Below are 17,066 nucleotides of genomic sequence, written 5' to 3' on the forward strand. Positions count from 1 at the left end.
CTCAATCTTAATATTATATTAAGACTCTCTATTTTCTAGGTTACATACTAGGAATTATTAAGGATTCCTGATATTTCAATGAATATAAGAAACCGCTTTTACTGTATGCAGTATCTGATTATTTTATTGATTCTTTTGACGCTAAAACCTATGTTATGAGGTAGGTAGCAGCAGTAAATATGTTTCAATATTCACGGTATTAGAATTGCAAATTACGTACAGGAATAGCAACTTTCTTATTTATTTTGTACTAAATATTTGGGTGTTAATCAGGAGAAAAGTTAGTCAAAATGCTGTTGTACGTTGATATTTGTAAAATATACAGGTATCTGGTGTCGTAATGCAATTACCAGATTTCATATTGTTTGACGTTTAGGCTTATACCAAGGGTAATGTCGCTGCTGATCAAAGATTGATTATTAAGACTGCAATTTCCCAAATCATTACTGATTAACCGGACATGAGCTAAAAAATGTTGGTATGCAGAATTTGGAGAAATTGTGCAAGACGATTGATTTGTATTGATGACTAAGTTTGTTGTGGTGCATTGACAATTATTAAAACAAAATAAAAAATTGAAAAGTTAAAAATCAAAGTTGAGATGATTGGAGGTTGATTTAACATTCGACTTTTAACTTTCCTAGCTGCCACAGAGCTGCTTTGCTTCATTTAAGTTTCAGCACTTGATGATTTAACTTGATGACGCATTTTATCAAAACCAAAAGCCGCAGCACCAAAAGTGACAAATAACACGCCGAAAATCTGAATTATTTCTAAATTTTCTTGAATCAACAACCCGGCAAACACGACGGTTAAGATCGGTACGCCTGCGCCAATAATTGCCGATCGCAAGGCTCCGAGTTTACCAATACCAACATTATTGAGAACGTAGCTTAAAAGTGTCAGCACGCCCAAAATAAAAGCACTTAAAATAATCTCCAATAACTTAGAACCATCAATTGCTAGGCTCCAATCCGTTGGTAGAGGCAACATCAAACCAATAAAGCTCAAAACAAACATGGTGGTGAAACTTATTAAAGTAAAAGACACAGGATGCAGTTTAGCGGCGCAGACGCGGGTGAGAATGACATAGCAGGCAAAGGCTATCCCACCAAAAATTGCGGCACTGCTACCAATAGAAAAATCGCTGATCCCCGCCGTTGCAGCACCACCTAAAACTAATAATTCACCTAAGAAAATCGCACCAATGGCAGCCCCGCGCACGCTATTTGGTTTATCGCGGAATAATAGCCAAGACAACAAACCGCTAATACCGGGATAAATAAAGAATAGTGCGATCGCCATACCCGTTGTTACTTGACCAATCGCCAGATAAATCAACACCTGCGATAAAAACAAAAAGCAACCACTAGCAATTGATAGTTGCAACACTCTCTGAGCTTTCACCTTCGTAGCTGAAGGCTTACCTTGAAATGATTCCATTAAGTTTTTGATATCTTGCCAAACTTGGGGGTGCATCATCGGTGCTAACAGCAAAGTGAGCGGCACAACAATCGCCAAGCGCAGCAATAAAATTAAGAAAATATTCCCCAAAGTCGGTAATAACAACCGTTCTATAGCCAAACTTCCCACTACCGCAGAACTTTGGTGGAACATCATTTTTACAGCGACGTTATACAGTGAAGACACCACCGTAGACAAGACAACTAGCAAAAACCCAATCTGCACTGGAGATAAACTTTGGGGTTTGCTAGGTCTTCGGGATCTGCGTGCTGGTGCAGGCGGTGGAGAGATTGGTTCATCTTCCACTAAATCTGCACTGATAAGCGAAACTGGCTCGCTAGCCTTGCTAGAAGGAGATTGGATTTGCGTTTCTGGTACATCAAACCGGAGTACGGCGTTTTGTTCACTGGCTTCAATATTGCTAGATGTAGATTCCGCCACATCTTTGTCTGGTAAAACAATTGGTTCCGGTGGTTTTTCTTTGGGGGGAAAGTCCTTGGGAGCGATGGAAATTGGCTGAGTGGGACTTTCTTTAACTGGTGGAACAATTACGGCTGAAGAAGCAGTCGTTTGGTTGTCATTCGATTTATTGGTGACTTCTGATAACAGAGGGTAATTTACCGACTGCGGCTCCTCTGGTTGTAAAACTGTGGCTGAAGATACTGTAAAAGAATTGGCAGGCGATCGCTCGTTTGATTGTAAAACTGTCGGTGGCGATACTTTCACAGCACTTTCCAACTTTGGCTCATCTGGTTGTAAAACCGTTGGTGGAGATGGTTTTGTGGGTTGGGTAGTTTCTTTGATAGCTTTAGTTAATTCCCCTCGCAGGTGATTAACTAATTCCTCTACAATTGTTTCGCCCTGCTGTTGTTGGCTTTGCATCCGAGCCAACTGCTGAGACAAATTACCTTGATAATTTTTCAGTTCTTGTTGCAGCGAATTAAAAGTAATAGTCAGAGTATCATCCAAACTGCCCAGCATTTGTTTAATCTGCTCATTACTTTCGGCTGATTTTAGTACTGCTTGTTCATCAGCACCAGTCATTTTTAGTTCGTTAGCTAAATTCTTCAGCGATGATTGCAGTTGGGAAGAAATATGTTTGGCTAAAACTTCTGCCAACTGCCGAATTAACACCTGCTGTTCGGTAATTTGTCGCACTTGCTGTAAGTGTTCTTTTTCCTCTAGCAGTTTTTGAATGTCATCGTACAGTCGCTCTTTGTCTGCTTGTAACCGTTTAATTTCTTCTTGCAATGATCTCAGCACATTTTGTTGGAGATTTTCTAAATCCTCCACAACAGCCCAGAGTGCTGTTTCTGCTGATCTCGATAGTTCGCCTCTAACTCGCGGGCTATCTGGCCGTTTTTCAATTCGCCCCATTAGCTTCTAACCTCTAACACCTTGAAGATAAAGCTGCTTCCCGTAAATTTGCTTGGCGCTCATACTAAATTTCAGTATTTTGTCAGATAGACCAAAAAATTTAACAAGATTTGCACGTATCAAAGTAATTTTGTCACGCTGAACACAGCTTGGCAAAGTATATAATCTTGGGCTGTACAGCTTCACATAGTTTGTGCCACGTATCAGCCAGAAAATTCATCCTTTAAAAGTGAGATTTTGAAATATAAAATCTATCACTCAATATAAGTACTTGTTATTTTGATAGCAACAGTAAATTTTAAATACTTGCAAATAAATGCCTGGAAATGATTTAGGATGATAACTTTGTAAAAGTTAGATGTAAATCATTCTAGAATGTAACTTTGGCAACAGTTTACATTTATCTAAAAGCTTAGTTGGTTTTCCTTGGGAATTTTTAAGTATTATTCTCTCCTAAAATATATTTTAGCTACTTCTAGTATTTCAAATTAGTCGGCAATAGGCATCAGGATAATTTCAAGATTTATTTTGTAATTTTTACTCCTAGCCTTTTTTAAGTTAGACATCCATCAACAAATTCCCCCAGTGAATTTAAAAACCCTATTCCCTACTCCCTAATCTCTACTCCCTATTCTCAGTTAGTGCCAAACAAACCGCGCAATGCTAAAGATACTTGCACTCAGGACTGCACTCAAAGGAACTGTAATTAACCACGCAGCAGCGATTCCTTGCAGAGTTTGAAATTTAATTGAGTTCAGGCTTTGCACCATCCCGATCCCCACTACACCCCCAACCAGTGCATGAGATGTGGAAACAGGTAAACCCAAGCGAGATGCTAAAAGAATGGTAGTGGCGGTAGCTAGTTCGGCACAAAACCCGCTACTAGGTTGCAAAGCAATGATGTTTTCGCCAATGGTAGCAATGACGTTTTTCCCCCAAATCGCTAAACCTGTAACGATCCCTGCACCACCAACAACCAAAATCCACAAGGGGATATCGATACCATTGATTGGTACGCTACCAGTAGCGTTGATATAAACGATCGCGGCTAAAGGTGCGATCGCATTTCCCACATCGTTAGAACCATGTGCAAACGCCACAAAGCAAGCACTGAGTAGTTGATAACGACCGAATAATCTTTCGGTGGGAGTGGCAAGAGGAATGGGGGCAGGGGGCAGGGGGCAGGGAGACAATTCATCTCCCCCCTGCTCCCTGCTCCTTGTCTCCCCTGCCTCTTCTTCTAGTTGTCGCCAACTAATCACAGTCAATCCCACTGCTGCTAATGCACCTGTGAATAAGGGGATGTCGTATGCAGGGATGTTAATTCCTACTTGTGCAGTTAAGAAATTCGTTAAAGGTTGCGTTAGCGAAGGTAGGACAATCACGCCAAACACGCCCAACAAAGCCGAACTCAGCCAAGGAATCCATTCTCTTAGCTGTGCAACTTGATTTGGTTGATTTAAAATCCAACGTTGAATTTGGCTGTAAAACAAAGCTGCAATACTACCGCTAATTATCGGTGTGACTAGCCAACCAATGGTAATCATGCCAATTGATGACCAATCAATTGCACCTATACCCATTGCCACAGCACTAAAGCCTGCGATCGCACCAACGACGGCGTGAGAAGATGATACAGGTAAACCTTTTGACGTAGCAATTTGCAACCATACACCGCAAGATATTAATACAGTCATCATCCCTGTTACCAATAATTGGGGTGTGGCAGCAAATAAACTAGGATTGGCAACCTTAGTTGCTAAAGTTTCGGATACTTCATGCCCAAACAAGACAGCGCCAGTAAACTCTAAAACTCCAGCAATAATAATGGCTTGTTTGAGAGTCACAGCTTTGGAACCAACAGAAGTTCCCATTGCATTGGCAACATCGTTAGCACCAAGATTACAGGCGACATAAAAAGCGAGGATGGCAACTATCACTAAGGTCATGGGCATGGTTTGGGGTAGATGGTGATCGGTGGAAAGTAAGAAGTAGAAAAGTAGAGAATAAATTTTCATACTTCATACTTCCCACTGGAATTGACAATTAGCTATAAGTATTTTCTACGTGTTAGCTTCTTTGCCCGGATCAAGGATAGATTAATATTTTGTATGTATCAGGAGAAGGGGCGATCGCTTGTTCTACGGCTGCTGATAAATCTTTGAGAGGGTAGCGATCGCTAATTAAGGCGGGAATGTCAATCCGCCGATTAAATACAATATCAGCCGAAAGCGCCTGAAGACGGTAAGAAGAACTGTAACTTCCCATCAAATCAATTTCTCGGCGATAAAGAATATTCGGATTGATAGGAATTTCTAATTCATCGGGGAACTCAGCGAAAAACAGTATTTTCCCCCCTTTACGGGTGCAGTCTAGTGCTTGAAAGAACGCCTTTTCACTAGGTACAGCCAGCAAGGTCACATCCACACCTAGTCCATTTGTGAGGGCGTGAATTTTCGTGGGTAAATCGGGATCACGGGCATCAAAAGCTGCTTCTGCACCCACATTCAAAGCTTTTTCTATTCTAGAGGGCAGTAAATCAGTGGCGATCGCTTTTGCCCCAAAATACTTCACCAACATCACAAACATTAATCCAATCGGCCCGGCTCCGGTGACTAATACTGTTTGTCCGGGGGCAATTTGGGCTTTTTTCACGGCTTTGAGACAACAATTCGTCGGCTCCACAAAACTTGCTTCTTCAAAACTAATATCTTCGGGGATCGGAATTAACCCACCATTCTGCACAATGTGTCCTGGTACTTTCACATACTCTGCAAAACCACCACCACTAGCATTAAACCCTGCTGTGGTAGAAATATTTTTGTAGACATTGCACATCGAGAAATTTTCATTTAAACAATAAGCGCAACGCATACATGGGATGTGGTGCATCACCGCTACCCTTTGTCCCACTTGCCAACCTCTAACTTCTGAACCAACGGCGGCAATTTTTCCCGCAGTCTCATGTCCAAATATGCGTGGCGGTTCATAAAGAGGATAAAGGATTTTTTTAATATCTGACTGACACAGCCCCACAACTTGCACCTGCACCAGCACTTCATCTGGTTCTAGGGTTGGAACTGGGATTTCTTCGTAAGAAAGTTGATTTACGCCTCTGAATACCTGTGCTTTCACCTTGATTTTTTCACCGCTCAACAATCTTAGATGTAACATTTGCAGTCAACGTTGAGCTATAAACTTTCGGATCTACCGAATTCATGTTTAATTACAAAATCCCTATTCGTAAAAGCCTAGTTCTTGGCTTTCTGCAATTAATTCGTCTAATAACTGCCGCCGCTTGCTATCTCGCTGCTGTTTATATTGCTGCAAATCTTCAAATCGTACACGCCGATGAGTACCTACCATGATGTAGGAAATTTCACCTTGCTCTAACAACTTAATTAGATAGGGACGTGATACGTTCAGAAAGTCGGCTGCTTGTTGTGTTGTGAATTCTTGCTCTTGAATTACTATTGAGACTAATTTACCTGATGCCATTGCCTGAACAACTTTACGCAACACTTTATCTACTGATTCAGGGATGGGAATTGTTTCGCCATTTGCGCCTACTAAATGCAGTTGAGTATCTTCTGGTTTCAGTATACTTTCTAGCTGCTTGATAGATTGAGTTTCTTGTTCTTGAAGTAAAACTGGCTCTAATGGTTTGTTCTGTCCAGGGATGATGGAATTCATGGCGAAGTCTATGCAACTGTAATATCACAATTGTATTTCATAAACGCAATATCCGAAACAAACTGCGATCGCCTGCTTGCTACAGTTGGGAAACTTGGCAAATAGATAAAAACCACTAAACCCAACGGTCATATCGATTATTTGTTTTAAACATCGGCAAGTCGATAGGTTAACCGTATATTATAGGTAGAGCAATAAAATTATCAAAACAAAAAGACAAATTTAGCTTTAATCAGCCGATTAATTGCATTTTTGTCTAATTTCGCTGTCCATTTTTGAATAGCTGCTCATAGCATTTTTGCAAGCCAATTTAAAAGGAGTGAATGTGAATAACGCCATATTAATCAACGACAGCTTAACAACAACAGGACAAATCTCAGTAAAGCAGCTAGAGCAAGCTATCCAAGAAGGTTATAAGTCTGTGTTAAATTTGCGATCGCCTGATGAACTAGGATTTTTTCAGGATGAGCAAAAACTAGCAAAAGAGTTGGGGTTGTATTACATCAACGTACCCGTCAAGCTAGAAGCACTAAATGAGGAATTGATTACCCAAACCCTAAAAACCCTAGAACAGCTACCTAAACCAGTTCTCATTCACTGTGCAGCCGGAATGCGTTCAACAGGAATTGCGTTGTTAAGCATAGCCATCAAAGAAGGACTAAACGCAGAACAAACCTTAGCTAAAGCCAAAAGTTTAGGCTTTGGCTTTTTAGAAGACTTTAATGGTTTTAGTGTGAGTCCGAGGCTGAAGCAATTATTTGTTAACTATGTGAATAAACATGCCAAAGTAGCGGTACTTGCGCGCTAAATTTTATTACTCCGACAACATTGAAATTGATAAGTTTTAATGTTGTCGTAATTTTATAATTACCTACTACAAATTTCTAATAAACATAGTGATTCTATTTGATAGATGAACAAAATATAGTAATCCTATTTACTTGGTGAGCATCGAGAGATTCAGATCCCCGACTTCTCCAAGAAGTCAGGGATCTGTAGTTAACGAATAATTTAGGAATGCTGTAGAGTAACAACTTTTAAATAATTTTAGTCATCAGGAAACTGCCAGCAAGATATACGTTCAACATCTTGACTGCCGCATTGCCCACATACAGCATTGTACAAAGAATCAACCCACTCATACTGACAACTACGACAATGACAAAAAATATTATTGCGGTTAGCAATTGCAATACCTTGATGCCATTCATTGAGTTCAGCAGAATTAGTAAATGGGAATGCTTCTGACATTGAATTATACCTTTAACTTAAATGGTTTCATTTTATCCAAGTAAACTGAGCCGTAAGTCTAGATTTATTTCATACCTTTGATAGTTGCTGATACTCTTCTATGGATAGAGTTTTTGTAATATAGCCAAACTTATTATATTTGGTGTGAAGTCTACTAGATTAAAATAATTACAAAATCTAGAAATAAAAATATTTTTTGTGAAGCCACAATTAGGATATGAATTATAAAAAATTATTTAGTTTACGCCAAAATAAGCCAAGTAAAAATTCAACTCATCATCAACTACAAACTCAACCAATCACATATAGCATTGCTCATGAAATTTCTGGAAGAATCCGCTTTCGGGTGCCGCGACTTGCTAAAGATAAAGAGTATGCCAGTAAATTGAAGGTGGCAATAGAATCTCAAATTAAGAATGCAAAAGTGAGAATTAACCCTACAGCTTCGTCTATTGTGATTAATTATCCATCAGATTTAATGCCAGATGAACAAATGCGATCGCAGCTAGTTCATCTAATTCAAAGCGCACCAAATATCGTATTACCAACCAAAGTCAGCAACAAAACAATTGTCACAACTATTTTTGATGCTTTAACTAACTTAATAGATAGCTTACGTAACGCCAACAAAGCACGTAACGCTATTCAGCATCAAGAAATTAGAAAAGACCGTTGGGAAAGATTACTTTCGACTGGAGAAAGGATAATTCAAGGACTTAAATCTGCTATAATGTTTATCTTGCCTAGCAAGCAGTGGCGATCGCAGTCAGCATTAAACTCTGTTTAATTCTCTAAGTTTGATAATTTAACATACATCAAAAATAATTCCTTGATATTTTTCCCAACACGTAATCTCTTGGTCGGTTTTTACTCTACCAGCCAGATTGTTTTTAGTCAGAATGTAAGTTAGTAGTGCAGTATATCGCACTTTCATCTAGCTAAATTCAGAGGCAAAATATGTTTCCTTTTTGGGGTTACGGCTGTTATGGTGGCGAACCAGTTTCGCACAAAGTGCATTTAGAACGTAAACTCAAGTTCCTAACTTGGATGCGCGATGATTTAGAATCTAAGCTTTCTGGGATTAACGCCGCCATTGATACCATCCGCCAACAAATAGAACGGGAAGATAGCGCAGCTTAAATATCTATTTTGGTCTAGTCAATGGTTCTAAGGTAAATCTTAGAACTGGTGATTCTGATTGATTTAGCTTACCGCACCGCAAGCAAAGTTGGTGCGGTAAGCATTTAGAGCAAAGTTTAAAAAAATAAAATCATTTAGGATTGCTATAGGACTCACATTTGAATTTTGAAAAAAATCAGTACACATCTAACTTTTTTCTGATCTGTTCCCTGTTCCCTGTTCCTTAGCTACACAAGGATTTTCAGTAATCAAATCGGATTCCTATATATATATCTTGTGTTGAAGACTCATACTTTTGAGCAGTCCCTTGTAGAATGTTGGCAGAAATCAACAACCTGAATCCTTACAAATTCATTAGTCATTATGCGCTTACTACATACAATGTTACGGGTAGGAAACCTAGAAGAATCATTGAAATTTTACTGTGATCTCCTAGGTATGAAATTACTACGTCAAAAAGATTATCCAGGGGGAGAATTTACCTTGGCTTTTGTTGGCTATGGTGATGAAAGTGACAATACAGTGATTGAATTAACGTATAACTGGGGAGTGGAAAAGTACGAATTAGGTAACGCTTACGGTCACATTGCTTTGGGAGTAGATGACATTTATGCTACCTGTGAAGCCATTAAAAATCGTGGTGGTAAGGTAGTGCGGGAACCAGGGCCAATGAAACATGGTTCGACAGTCATTGCTTTTGTGGAAGATCCCGATGGATACAAAATTGAATTAATTCAATTGGGTACTCAAGGATCAGCAGCACAGCAAACATCACAAGAACAACTGGTATCGCAATAATTTTTAATGACGATCAGGGTGTAAGGGGCAACATCAAGTCAAAAGTTAAAAGTTAAAAGTCAAAAGGTCTTTTACTTTGGAATTTTGACTTCCCCGTAGGAGTGTAGGTATTCAAAACCCTTACACCCATTCTTCATAGACAACCTGTGTGCGGAAGCCCTGACCTCTATACCCCCAAACCCTTCCCGAAAATAAATTACGTCAAACTTGCAACCACAGATACACGCGGATATAGACTCAATAGTGCTTGGATAATGATTTGGGGAGAGAATACTGTAAAAGTATGAAGTGTGAAGTGTGTAGACGCGCTTTGCGCGGCTTCCCGTTCGCGTAGCGTCTCCCTTTGAGAGAAGGCTAGTATGAAGTGTGAATGTTTATTCTTGTCGGTGGCAAGTCTCTCCGGTTGTAAATCCTTTATTATTGATTATTCCTCGCCCCTAGCTTATCGCTCTATTTCATCCTACGCTACTAACAGGGGATGCAGCGATCGCATCTCATCATAAGTCCTCTACCTTTTCCCAACTCCAATTTCTTAAATAAAATCCGCAATTCAACTTCGTAACGATGCAGCCTACAGATCCCAATAAATTTACAGATAAAGCCTGGGAAGCCATTGTTAAATCTCAGGATATAGTTCGTGCTTATAAACAACAACAATTAGACGTTGAACATTTAATTATTGCCCTTTTAGAAGAACCCACTAGTTTAGCGATTCGCATTTTAGCACGGGCGGAAATTGACCCCATCCGTTTGCAACAGCAACTCGAAGCATATACTCAACGTCAGCCCAAAGTTGCCAATAATGACCAACTTTACCTCGGTCGCACTTTAGATGTGTTGCTTGACCGCGCCGAGGAAGCCAGAGTCAAAATGAAAGATACCTACATTTCTGTAGAACATATTCTCTTGGGTTTTGCAGAAGATGAACGTATTGGGCGGCGGATACTTAAAGGTTTTAATGCGGATAGTGGTACTCTAGAGGCGGCAATTAAAGCTGTACGCGGTAGCCAAAAAGTGACAGACCAAAATCCAGAGTCTCGCTACGAAGCATTGCAAAAATTTGGTAGGGACTTAACAGAACAAGCCAAAGCCGGAAAACTCGACCCAGTTATCGGGCGGGATGATGAAATTCGCCGTGTGATTCAAGTATTGTCACGCCGGAGTAAAAATAACCCCGTTTTAATTGGTGAACCGGGTGTCGGGAAAACTGCGATCGCAGAAGCCTTGGCACAACGTATCATTAATGGTGATGTCCCCGAATCGCTGAAAAATCGGCAATTAATTTCTTTAGATATTGGTAGTTTAATTGCTGGGGCAAAATATCGGGGTGAATTTGAAGACCGCTTGAAAGCCGTCCTCAAGGAAGTTATCGAATCTAACGGACAAATTGTCCTGTTTATCGATGAACTGCACACCGTTGTTGGTACTGGTTCCAACCAACAAGGGGCGATGGATGCGGGGAATTTACTCAAACCAATGCTGGCGCGGGGTGAGCTGCGGTGTATTGGCGCGACAACCTTAGATGAATATCGTAAATATATCGAGAAAGACGCAGCCTTAGAACGCCGTTTTCAACAAGTATTTGTTGATCAGCCTAACGTAGAAAATACTATCTCGATTTTGCGGGGTTTGAAAGAACGCTACGAAGTCCACCACAACGTGAAAATTTCTGACTCAGCCTTAGTGGCGGCGGCTACTTTGTCAGCCAGATATATTTCTGACCGCTTCTTACCCGACAAAGCCATTGACTTAGTAGATGAGGCGGCGGCACAGTTAAAAATGGAGATTACCTCCAAACCTTCAGAATTGGAAACCATCGACCGCCGCTTGATGCAGCTAGAAATGGAAAAACTGTCGCTGGCTGGCGAAGAAAAAGTTCCTACTCAAACGCGGGAACGCTTGCAGCGCATTGAACAGGAAATTGACACCTTAAAGGTAAAACAGCAAGAATTTAACGAACAATGGCAAGGTGAAAAGCAGTTATTAGAAGCTATTAGTGTTTTAAAGAAAGAAGAAGAAGCATTGCGCGTACAAATTGATCAAGCAGAACGGGCTTACGATTTGAATAAAGCTGCTCAATTGAAGTATGGCAAATTAGAAGGTGTGCAGCGCGATCGCGAAGCTAAAGAAACCAAACTTTTAGAACTACAAAGTCAAGGTTCGACTTTGTTGCGCGAACAAGTCACCGAAGCCGACATTGCTGAAATCGTCGCCAAATGGACAGGTATCCCCGTCAACCGTCTGCTAGAGTCGGAACGGCAAAAACTACTGCAACTCGAAAGCCATTTACACGAACGGGTAATTGGTCAACATGAAGCCGTCGAAGCCGTAGCCGCCGCCATTCGCCTCGCCCGCGCCGGGATGAAAGACCCCAGCCATCCCATCGGTTCATTTTTGTTCATGGGGCCGACTGGGGTGGGTAAAACAGAACTCGCCCGTGCTTTAGCACAGTTTCTCTTTGATTCTGAGGATGCTTTAGTACGCCTGGATATGTCCGAGTATATGGAAAAACACTCGGTAGCGCGGTTAGTTGGTGCGCCTCCTGGGTACGTTGGTTATGAAGAAGGCGGTCAACTTTCCGAGGCTGTGCGCCGCCATCCTTACTCAGTCGTGTTGTTGGATGAAGTGGAAAAAGCCCATCCCGATGTGTTTAATATTTTGTTGCAGGTACTTGATGATGGCAGAATTACTGATTCTCAAGGCAGAACAGTAGATTTTCGTAACACTGTGATTGTTATGACCAGTAACATTGGTAGCGAACACATTTTAGATGTGTCTGGTGATGATTCTAAATATGAAATGATGCGGAATCGCGTGATGGATGCACTACAATCACACTTCCGCCCCGAATTTCTCAACCGTGTAGATGAGAAAATTCTCTTCCATACCCTCAGCCGTTCCGAAATGCGCCACATCATCCGCATTCAACTCAAGCGCGTTGAGAACTTGTTGAAAGAACAAAAAATATCCTTTGAAATCACCCAGGAAGCTTGTGATTACTTAGTAGAAATGGGCTACGACCCTGTTTATGGCGCACGTCCCTTAAAACGAGCCATTCGCCGAGAAGTAGAAAACCCCATCGCTACGAAGATATTAGAAAATACCTTCATTGGCGGTGATACCATTCTCATTGATAAAGCAGAAGACAAATTGATTTTTCGCAAAAAATCCACTGTGAAAGTATCAGTCCCACAGCCAATTACATAACACCTGCTATATATTCTTCTAATTAAAAGGAGCCAGAGAATTATTCTGGCTCCTTCGTTTTTCGTATTTCGTGAGTATATTGAATATCTTTAGCATTTCCAGTTTTACCTGATGCCGATGTGAATTAATTTATTCTCTACTTGGCATTTCAGCTTCCTGAATTGCTTGCTCTAGAAAAATTTTGGCATCCTCAATTTGCCCAGCTTCGATGCAACCATGAATAATTTTGCACCATTCTACTAAAACTGCCAGCTTTTTTGTGTGAGTTTCAGGAATCAATGATTTTGAAATTGTGGAGTAAAGGCGTAAGTTCTGCATTTGAAGACCTCCTTAAGAATTTACCTATATCTCCATATTTCCCAAATCCATCTCTTTATTTACTTACACTTAAGATAGATATATTAAAATACTTAAGGCTTTTTTAAGTATTGCAATGATTCTCATTCTACAAAGCGATCGCACTTCTGTTTCACTGCAATCAGCGTATAAATACATACGTAAGTCAATAAATCAATTGCAGAATACTTTGAGGATTAAAAAGTAAGGTAATAAAAGCAAAAAATCATTAGATTTACTTAAGTAGCCATAATTATTTCTGAATTTACGAAGGATTTTTGCGTAATTATTGGGTGATAAAAGATAATAGACAGAGCGATCGCACTTCGATTTGACATCAAAACGCGGAACTCCGACTGCAAAACACCAGCATTCAAGCTCAGAACAAGAACATTCTCGTTGAGAACAGGAACATTCGAGTTCAGAACATGAAACTTGGAGATAAAAGGTTGATTGATGAGGTTGAGAACTCAAAGTTTAGTGTTGAGATTTCCAAGAATCGCGCAAATCTGCTAAATTGTCACGTACAGCCACAGTCTGAGGATGATTTGCCCCTAAATGTCGCTCTGAAATATCTAAAGCTTTGCTGCATAATGCTTCAGCCTCGCTGTATCTGCCAAGGCAGTAATATAGATATGCTAGATTATGAAGGCTAGTGGCGACATCTGGATGTTCTTCACCCAGGAGTTTTTGCAACATTACCAGTGCTTGGATGTGCAAAGGTTCGGCTTCGCTATATTTGCCTTGTCTGTTGTATAAACACGCTAAGTCGTGGAGAGTGGTTGCAATATCTGGATGTTCTTCCCCCAAGAGTTGGCGCTTCAGTGTCAAAGCTTTGATGTACAATGTTTCGGCTTCACTGTATCTGCCTTGTTTATTGTAGAGATTTGCTAGGTTTTTGAGACTATTAGCAACATCAAGATGTAATTCTCCCAGTAGTTTACGCCTCAGTGCCAAAGCTTGGATGTACAAGAGTTCAGCTTCACTGTATCTGCCTTGAGAATAGTAGAGTAATGCAAGGTTGTTTAGGCTTTGCGCGAAATGGGGGTGTTCTTCACCTAACAACTTGCGCCGCAGTGCTAAAGCTTGAATGAAAAGGGGTTCAGCTTCCCTGTATCTGCCTTGAGAATGGTAGAGTAATGCGAGGTTATTGAGGGTTTGTACAAAATGGGGATGTTCTTCACCTAACAACTTGCGTCGAAGTGCTAAAGCTTGAATGAAAAATGGTTCGGCTTCCCTGTATTTACCTTGGGAGTTGTAGAGTCCTGCTAGGTTGTGAAGACTTTCTGCTACACCTGGGTCTTCTTCACCAAGCAAATTGCGCCGCAGCCCTAAAGCTTGCATAACAAGGGGTTCGGCTTCGCTGTATCTGCCTTGGAAACGGTAGATTAATGCTAGATTGTGGAGACTTAGTGCGAAATAGAGATTTTCTTCCCCTAGCAGATGGCGCGTGAGTTCTAAAGCTTGGATAACAAGGAGTTTGGCTTCACTGTATCTGTTTTGAGAGCAGTAGAGTGCGGCGAGGTTGTTGAGACTAATGATTACAAATGGATGTGATTCCCCTAAACGTTCTTTAGTGATTTCTAGACACTGCTCAAGCCAAGGTGCTGCTTTAGCATATAATCCTTGATCTTGATAAAAAAAAGCATTGCCAGTAAATACACAAATTAAATCTTCATCGCTGACATACTGAATAAAATTTTTCGCTACTTCTGCTAAATGAGGTATTTTAGTGGCAACATCTTTAATTTGCTGAGGTGTAGGAGTTTGAGGAATATCTTTAGCAACCCCTACCATTACCCCACAAAACGATCGCTTAAATTCCTCTTTCTGCTCTAAACCTTCAAGCTTATCTTGAAAAAACTCCCGCAATAGAGGATGCAATTGATAAATTCCATCACCCTTGGGCTGAACTAGATGTAACTGTAACAACTCACGTCTGGCTTGTTTCCAATTGTGCGCCTCATTATTTATTGTGATTCTCTCCACCAACTCCCAAGGAATGGGGGCTAAAGCAAATAAACTCAAAACACAACCTAAATGTTGGGCATTTTCTCGCAACCGTCGCCAACTCAATTCAAATGCAGCCGCAACACCCAATTCAGTCTTCATTTCTTGTGGAACTTCGACTAAAGCCGGATTTTTTAAACGCTCATTTTCCAAGTCTTGCAGCATATCCGCTAGGGATAATTCCTCATCACCCAACAAATAACGCCCGACTAATTCTAAACCCAGTGGTAAATATCCCAACCACTTACAAAGTTTTCTCGCAACTAAAGCCTCACGTCGCAGTCGTTTTCTACCAATTATGGATTTTAATAACTGCATTGCCTCTAGTGGTGTCAGCACATCTAAATCTAAACGCACTATCGGCGGTTGTAATTTTTCTCGCGTCGTAATTAACTGCTTAAACCGCGAAGGAACAGAATCTAAATAACACCTAACTTCATCTCGACAGTTAGTGACGTTATCAATTATCAGTAAAACCTCACCTTCAGGCCATTTTGTCAGGCAGAATTGTACTCTCGGAGCTAACTCTGAATCATCTGGGATGTTCAATTGCAGCTTATTCATTGCAAACTGCACCAGTTGTAACCCCACATCTTGCACTGCGGATAACCAACAAATCCCGCCTTGATAAGTAGTGCGGTGAGAATTGGCATATTGCAAAGCTAACTCTGTTTTCCCGACTCCACCCATCCCCGCGATCGCCGCAATAGCTACCTGTTGATTATCCCGCAACAAACGATGGAGGTTTTGCAATTCCCTTTCTCGTCCGACAAATTCCACCACCCCACTGAAGGGAATATTTTCGTAACGTGTAGGCGAGGATTGAGTTTTTTTAGCCTTCTCACGCTGCACACCCGGTAATTCTTCTCGTCGGCGTTGCCATTCTGCATCAAATTTCTGCAAATTCCCGTGTTTGTCGCTCTTATCATGCCAAAGTTTTAGCCGGAAGTGCCAATCTTCCGAGCCTCGTTTGTGTTCGCGCAAGTCTTCGAGAATGCCTAGAAAGTCTTCTAGTCGTTTTAATGCTTCTCCAACTTGGTTATTGGCTGCTTTGTGAGCTTTCTCTTGATTTTTTTGCTTTTTTAGTTGCTGTTGAGTAAAACCACTAAGTTCTGCCAGCACTCTTAGCTGTGTTCTGACTATTACTTGCTGCGGCGTTTCCCAATTGTGAGCAATTTTATAAAGTTCACTGTCTTCTAACTCATCATTGGCATAAGCCAAAAACCTTTCTAAAAGTTTCCTTACCCGCGCTTCGACTTCATCACCATAGCTAACACGCGCCATAGGTTATTCTTGCCCAATTTTGCGACAAAGTTTCGGGATTCCCCAAACCTAATCTAGCATCCACAAACTCAAATCTCCGCAAATTCACGCATCACCGCCCACAGACAGCCGCTTTTGCTTCCTCGCACTACCCCAAATTTACCGTTGCTTCAGCGTTTGAGGCAAAGTAAATGAAAGCTAAAAAGCTGATGGCGGTTGTATTATTTCTAATTCCCCTAATCGTGGACTTTTTCATTCCCGGTTCAGGTATTGTGATTGAGTTAGTCTTCCTCATCTGGGAATTGCTGGAAATAGAAAAAACAGCAGAGGATGATGTCAAGCACTGTCACCCACCTGAAATTTAAAGTTAATAGATTTAAAAAGTAAGTTGGGTTTCGCCATCGCTTCACCCAACCTTGTATATTGAGGGAAGTAGTAGACCGTCCCAACCTTGGTCACAATAGACCGCTATGTAGCACGGGTCACTACAAAAATCTCTTTGACAGAACTCGAACAGTCGCCAGGGG

Annotated in this window: 13 protein-coding genes; 6 read left to right on the forward strand and 7 right to left on the reverse strand. The window is 40.9% G+C overall.

Annotation, left to right across the window (positions count from 1 at the left end; genetic code table 11):
- Positions 1-669: 669 nt before the first annotated feature.
- From H6G74_RS08955 to H6G74_RS08970, 4 genes are all read right to left on the reverse strand, one after another.
- A complete protein-coding gene (locus tag H6G74_RS08955; RefSeq protein ID WP_190967326.1) occupies positions 670-2,841 on the reverse strand; it encodes a DMT family transporter in 2,172 nt (723 codons plus the stop codon).
- A gap of 638 nt (positions 2,842-3,479) precedes the next feature.
- Positions 3,480-4,796, reverse strand: coding sequence for an inorganic phosphate transporter (locus H6G74_RS08960; RefSeq protein ID WP_190967345.1), 1,317 nt, complete (start codon positions 4,794-4,796; stop codon positions 3,480-3,482).
- A 133-nt stretch (positions 4,797-4,929) separates the two neighbouring features.
- Positions 4,930-5,976: a zinc-dependent dehydrogenase gene (locus tag H6G74_RS08965; protein ID WP_190967346.1), complete on the reverse strand. Its 1,047-nt coding sequence runs from the start codon at positions 5,974-5,976 to the stop codon at positions 4,930-4,932.
- A gap of 102 nt (positions 5,977-6,078) precedes the next feature.
- Positions 6,079-6,534 (reverse strand): helix-turn-helix domain-containing protein, encoded by a 456-nt coding sequence (locus H6G74_RS08970; protein ID WP_190967327.1) that lies wholly within the window; start codon positions 6,532-6,534, stop codon positions 6,079-6,081.
- 325 nt (positions 6,535-6,859) lie between these two features.
- On the opposite strand from H6G74_RS08970, the gene H6G74_RS08975 reads away from it, so the two are divergent.
- Positions 6,860-7,342, forward strand: a complete 483-nt coding sequence (locus H6G74_RS08975; RefSeq protein WP_190967328.1) for a beta-lactamase hydrolase domain-containing protein — start codon at positions 6,860-6,862, stop codon at positions 7,340-7,342.
- Between the two features lie 239 nt (positions 7,343-7,581).
- On the opposite strand, the gene H6G74_RS08980 is transcribed toward H6G74_RS08975, so the two are convergent.
- A complete protein-coding gene (locus H6G74_RS08980) occupies positions 7,582-7,785 on the reverse strand; it encodes a hypothetical protein (protein WP_190967329.1) in 204 nt (67 codons plus the stop codon).
- 217 nt (positions 7,786-8,002) lie between these two features.
- On the opposite strand from H6G74_RS08980, the gene H6G74_RS08985 reads away from it, so the two are divergent.
- From H6G74_RS08985 to clpB, 4 genes are all read left to right on the forward strand, one after another.
- The gene (locus tag H6G74_RS08985; RefSeq protein WP_190967330.1) at positions 8,003-8,572 is read left to right on the forward strand and encodes an HMA2 domain-containing protein; all 570 of its coding nucleotides are present in this window, start codon (positions 8,003-8,005) and stop codon (positions 8,570-8,572) included.
- A 170-nt stretch (positions 8,573-8,742) separates the two neighbouring features.
- Positions 8,743-8,925, forward strand: coding sequence for a hypothetical protein (locus tag H6G74_RS08990; protein WP_190967331.1), 183 nt, complete (start codon positions 8,743-8,745; stop codon positions 8,923-8,925).
- A 363-nt stretch (positions 8,926-9,288) separates the two neighbouring features.
- On the forward strand, positions 9,289-9,723 hold the full coding sequence (gene gloA / locus H6G74_RS08995; RefSeq protein ID WP_190967332.1) for a lactoylglutathione lyase: 435 nt from the start codon (positions 9,289-9,291) through the stop codon (positions 9,721-9,723).
- A gap of 564 nt (positions 9,724-10,287) precedes the next feature.
- On the forward strand, positions 10,288-12,930 hold the full coding sequence (gene clpB / locus H6G74_RS09000) for an ATP-dependent chaperone ClpB (protein WP_190967333.1): 2,643 nt from the start codon (positions 10,288-10,290) through the stop codon (positions 12,928-12,930).
- Positions 12,931-13,059: 129 nt separating this feature from the next.
- Here clpB and H6G74_RS09005 read toward each other — a convergent pair whose 3' ends face one another.
- Complete coding sequence (locus tag H6G74_RS09005) at positions 13,060-13,248, reverse strand: hypothetical protein (protein ID WP_190967334.1); 189 nt, start codon at positions 13,246-13,248, stop codon at positions 13,060-13,062.
- A gap of 495 nt (positions 13,249-13,743) precedes the next feature.
- Positions 13,744-16,560: a tetratricopeptide repeat protein gene (locus H6G74_RS09010; protein ID WP_190967335.1), complete on the reverse strand. Its 2,817-nt coding sequence runs from the start codon at positions 16,558-16,560 to the stop codon at positions 13,744-13,746.
- Between the two features lie 170 nt (positions 16,561-16,730).
- Between H6G74_RS09010 and H6G74_RS09015 the strand changes: the two genes are divergently transcribed.
- The gene (locus H6G74_RS09015; RefSeq protein WP_190967336.1) at positions 16,731-16,904 is read left to right on the forward strand and encodes a hypothetical protein; all 174 of its coding nucleotides are present in this window, start codon (positions 16,731-16,733) and stop codon (positions 16,902-16,904) included.
- Positions 16,905-17,066: the final 162 nt, after the last annotated feature.

It is taken from the genome of Nostoc spongiaeforme FACHB-130 (genome assembly GCF_014698475.1).
GTDB lineage: Bacteria > Cyanobacteriota > Cyanobacteriia > Cyanobacteriales > Nostocaceae > Nostoc_B > Nostoc_B spongiaeforme.

Bases quoted from the DNA above. Each gene is read 5' to 3' on its own strand.
- H6G74_RS08955 (WP_190967326.1), bottom strand. From the start codon at position 2,841: ATGGGGCGAATTGAAAAACGGCCAGATAGCCCGCGAGTTAGAGGCGAA.
- H6G74_RS08960 (WP_190967345.1), bottom strand. From the start codon at position 4,796: ATGCCCATGACCTTAGTGATAGTTGCCATCCTCGCTTTTTATGTCGCC.
- H6G74_RS08970 (WP_190967327.1), bottom strand. From the start codon at position 6,534: ATGAATTCCATCATCCCTGGACAGAACAAACCATTAGAGCCAGTTTTA.
- H6G74_RS08980 (WP_190967329.1), bottom strand. From the start codon at position 7,785: ATGTCAGAAGCATTCCCATTTACTAATTCTGCTGAACTCAATGAATGG.
- H6G74_RS08985 (WP_190967330.1), top strand. From the start codon at position 8,003: ATGAATTATAAAAAATTATTTAGTTTACGCCAAAATAAGCCAAGTAAA.
- H6G74_RS08990 (WP_190967331.1), top strand. From the start codon at position 8,743: ATGTTTCCTTTTTGGGGTTACGGCTGTTATGGTGGCGAACCAGTTTCG.
- gloA (WP_190967332.1), top strand. From the start codon at position 9,289: ATGCGCTTACTACATACAATGTTACGGGTAGGAAACCTAGAAGAATCA.
- clpB (WP_190967333.1), top strand. From the start codon at position 10,288: ATGCAGCCTACAGATCCCAATAAATTTACAGATAAAGCCTGGGAAGCC.
- H6G74_RS09005 (WP_190967334.1), bottom strand. From the start codon at position 13,248: ATGCAGAACTTACGCCTTTACTCCACAATTTCAAAATCATTGATTCCT.
- H6G74_RS09010 (WP_190967335.1), bottom strand. From the start codon at position 16,560: ATGGCGCGTGTTAGCTATGGTGATGAAGTCGAAGCGCGGGTAAGGAAA.
- H6G74_RS09015 (WP_190967336.1), top strand. From the start codon at position 16,731: ATGAAAGCTAAAAAGCTGATGGCGGTTGTATTATTTCTAATTCCCCTA.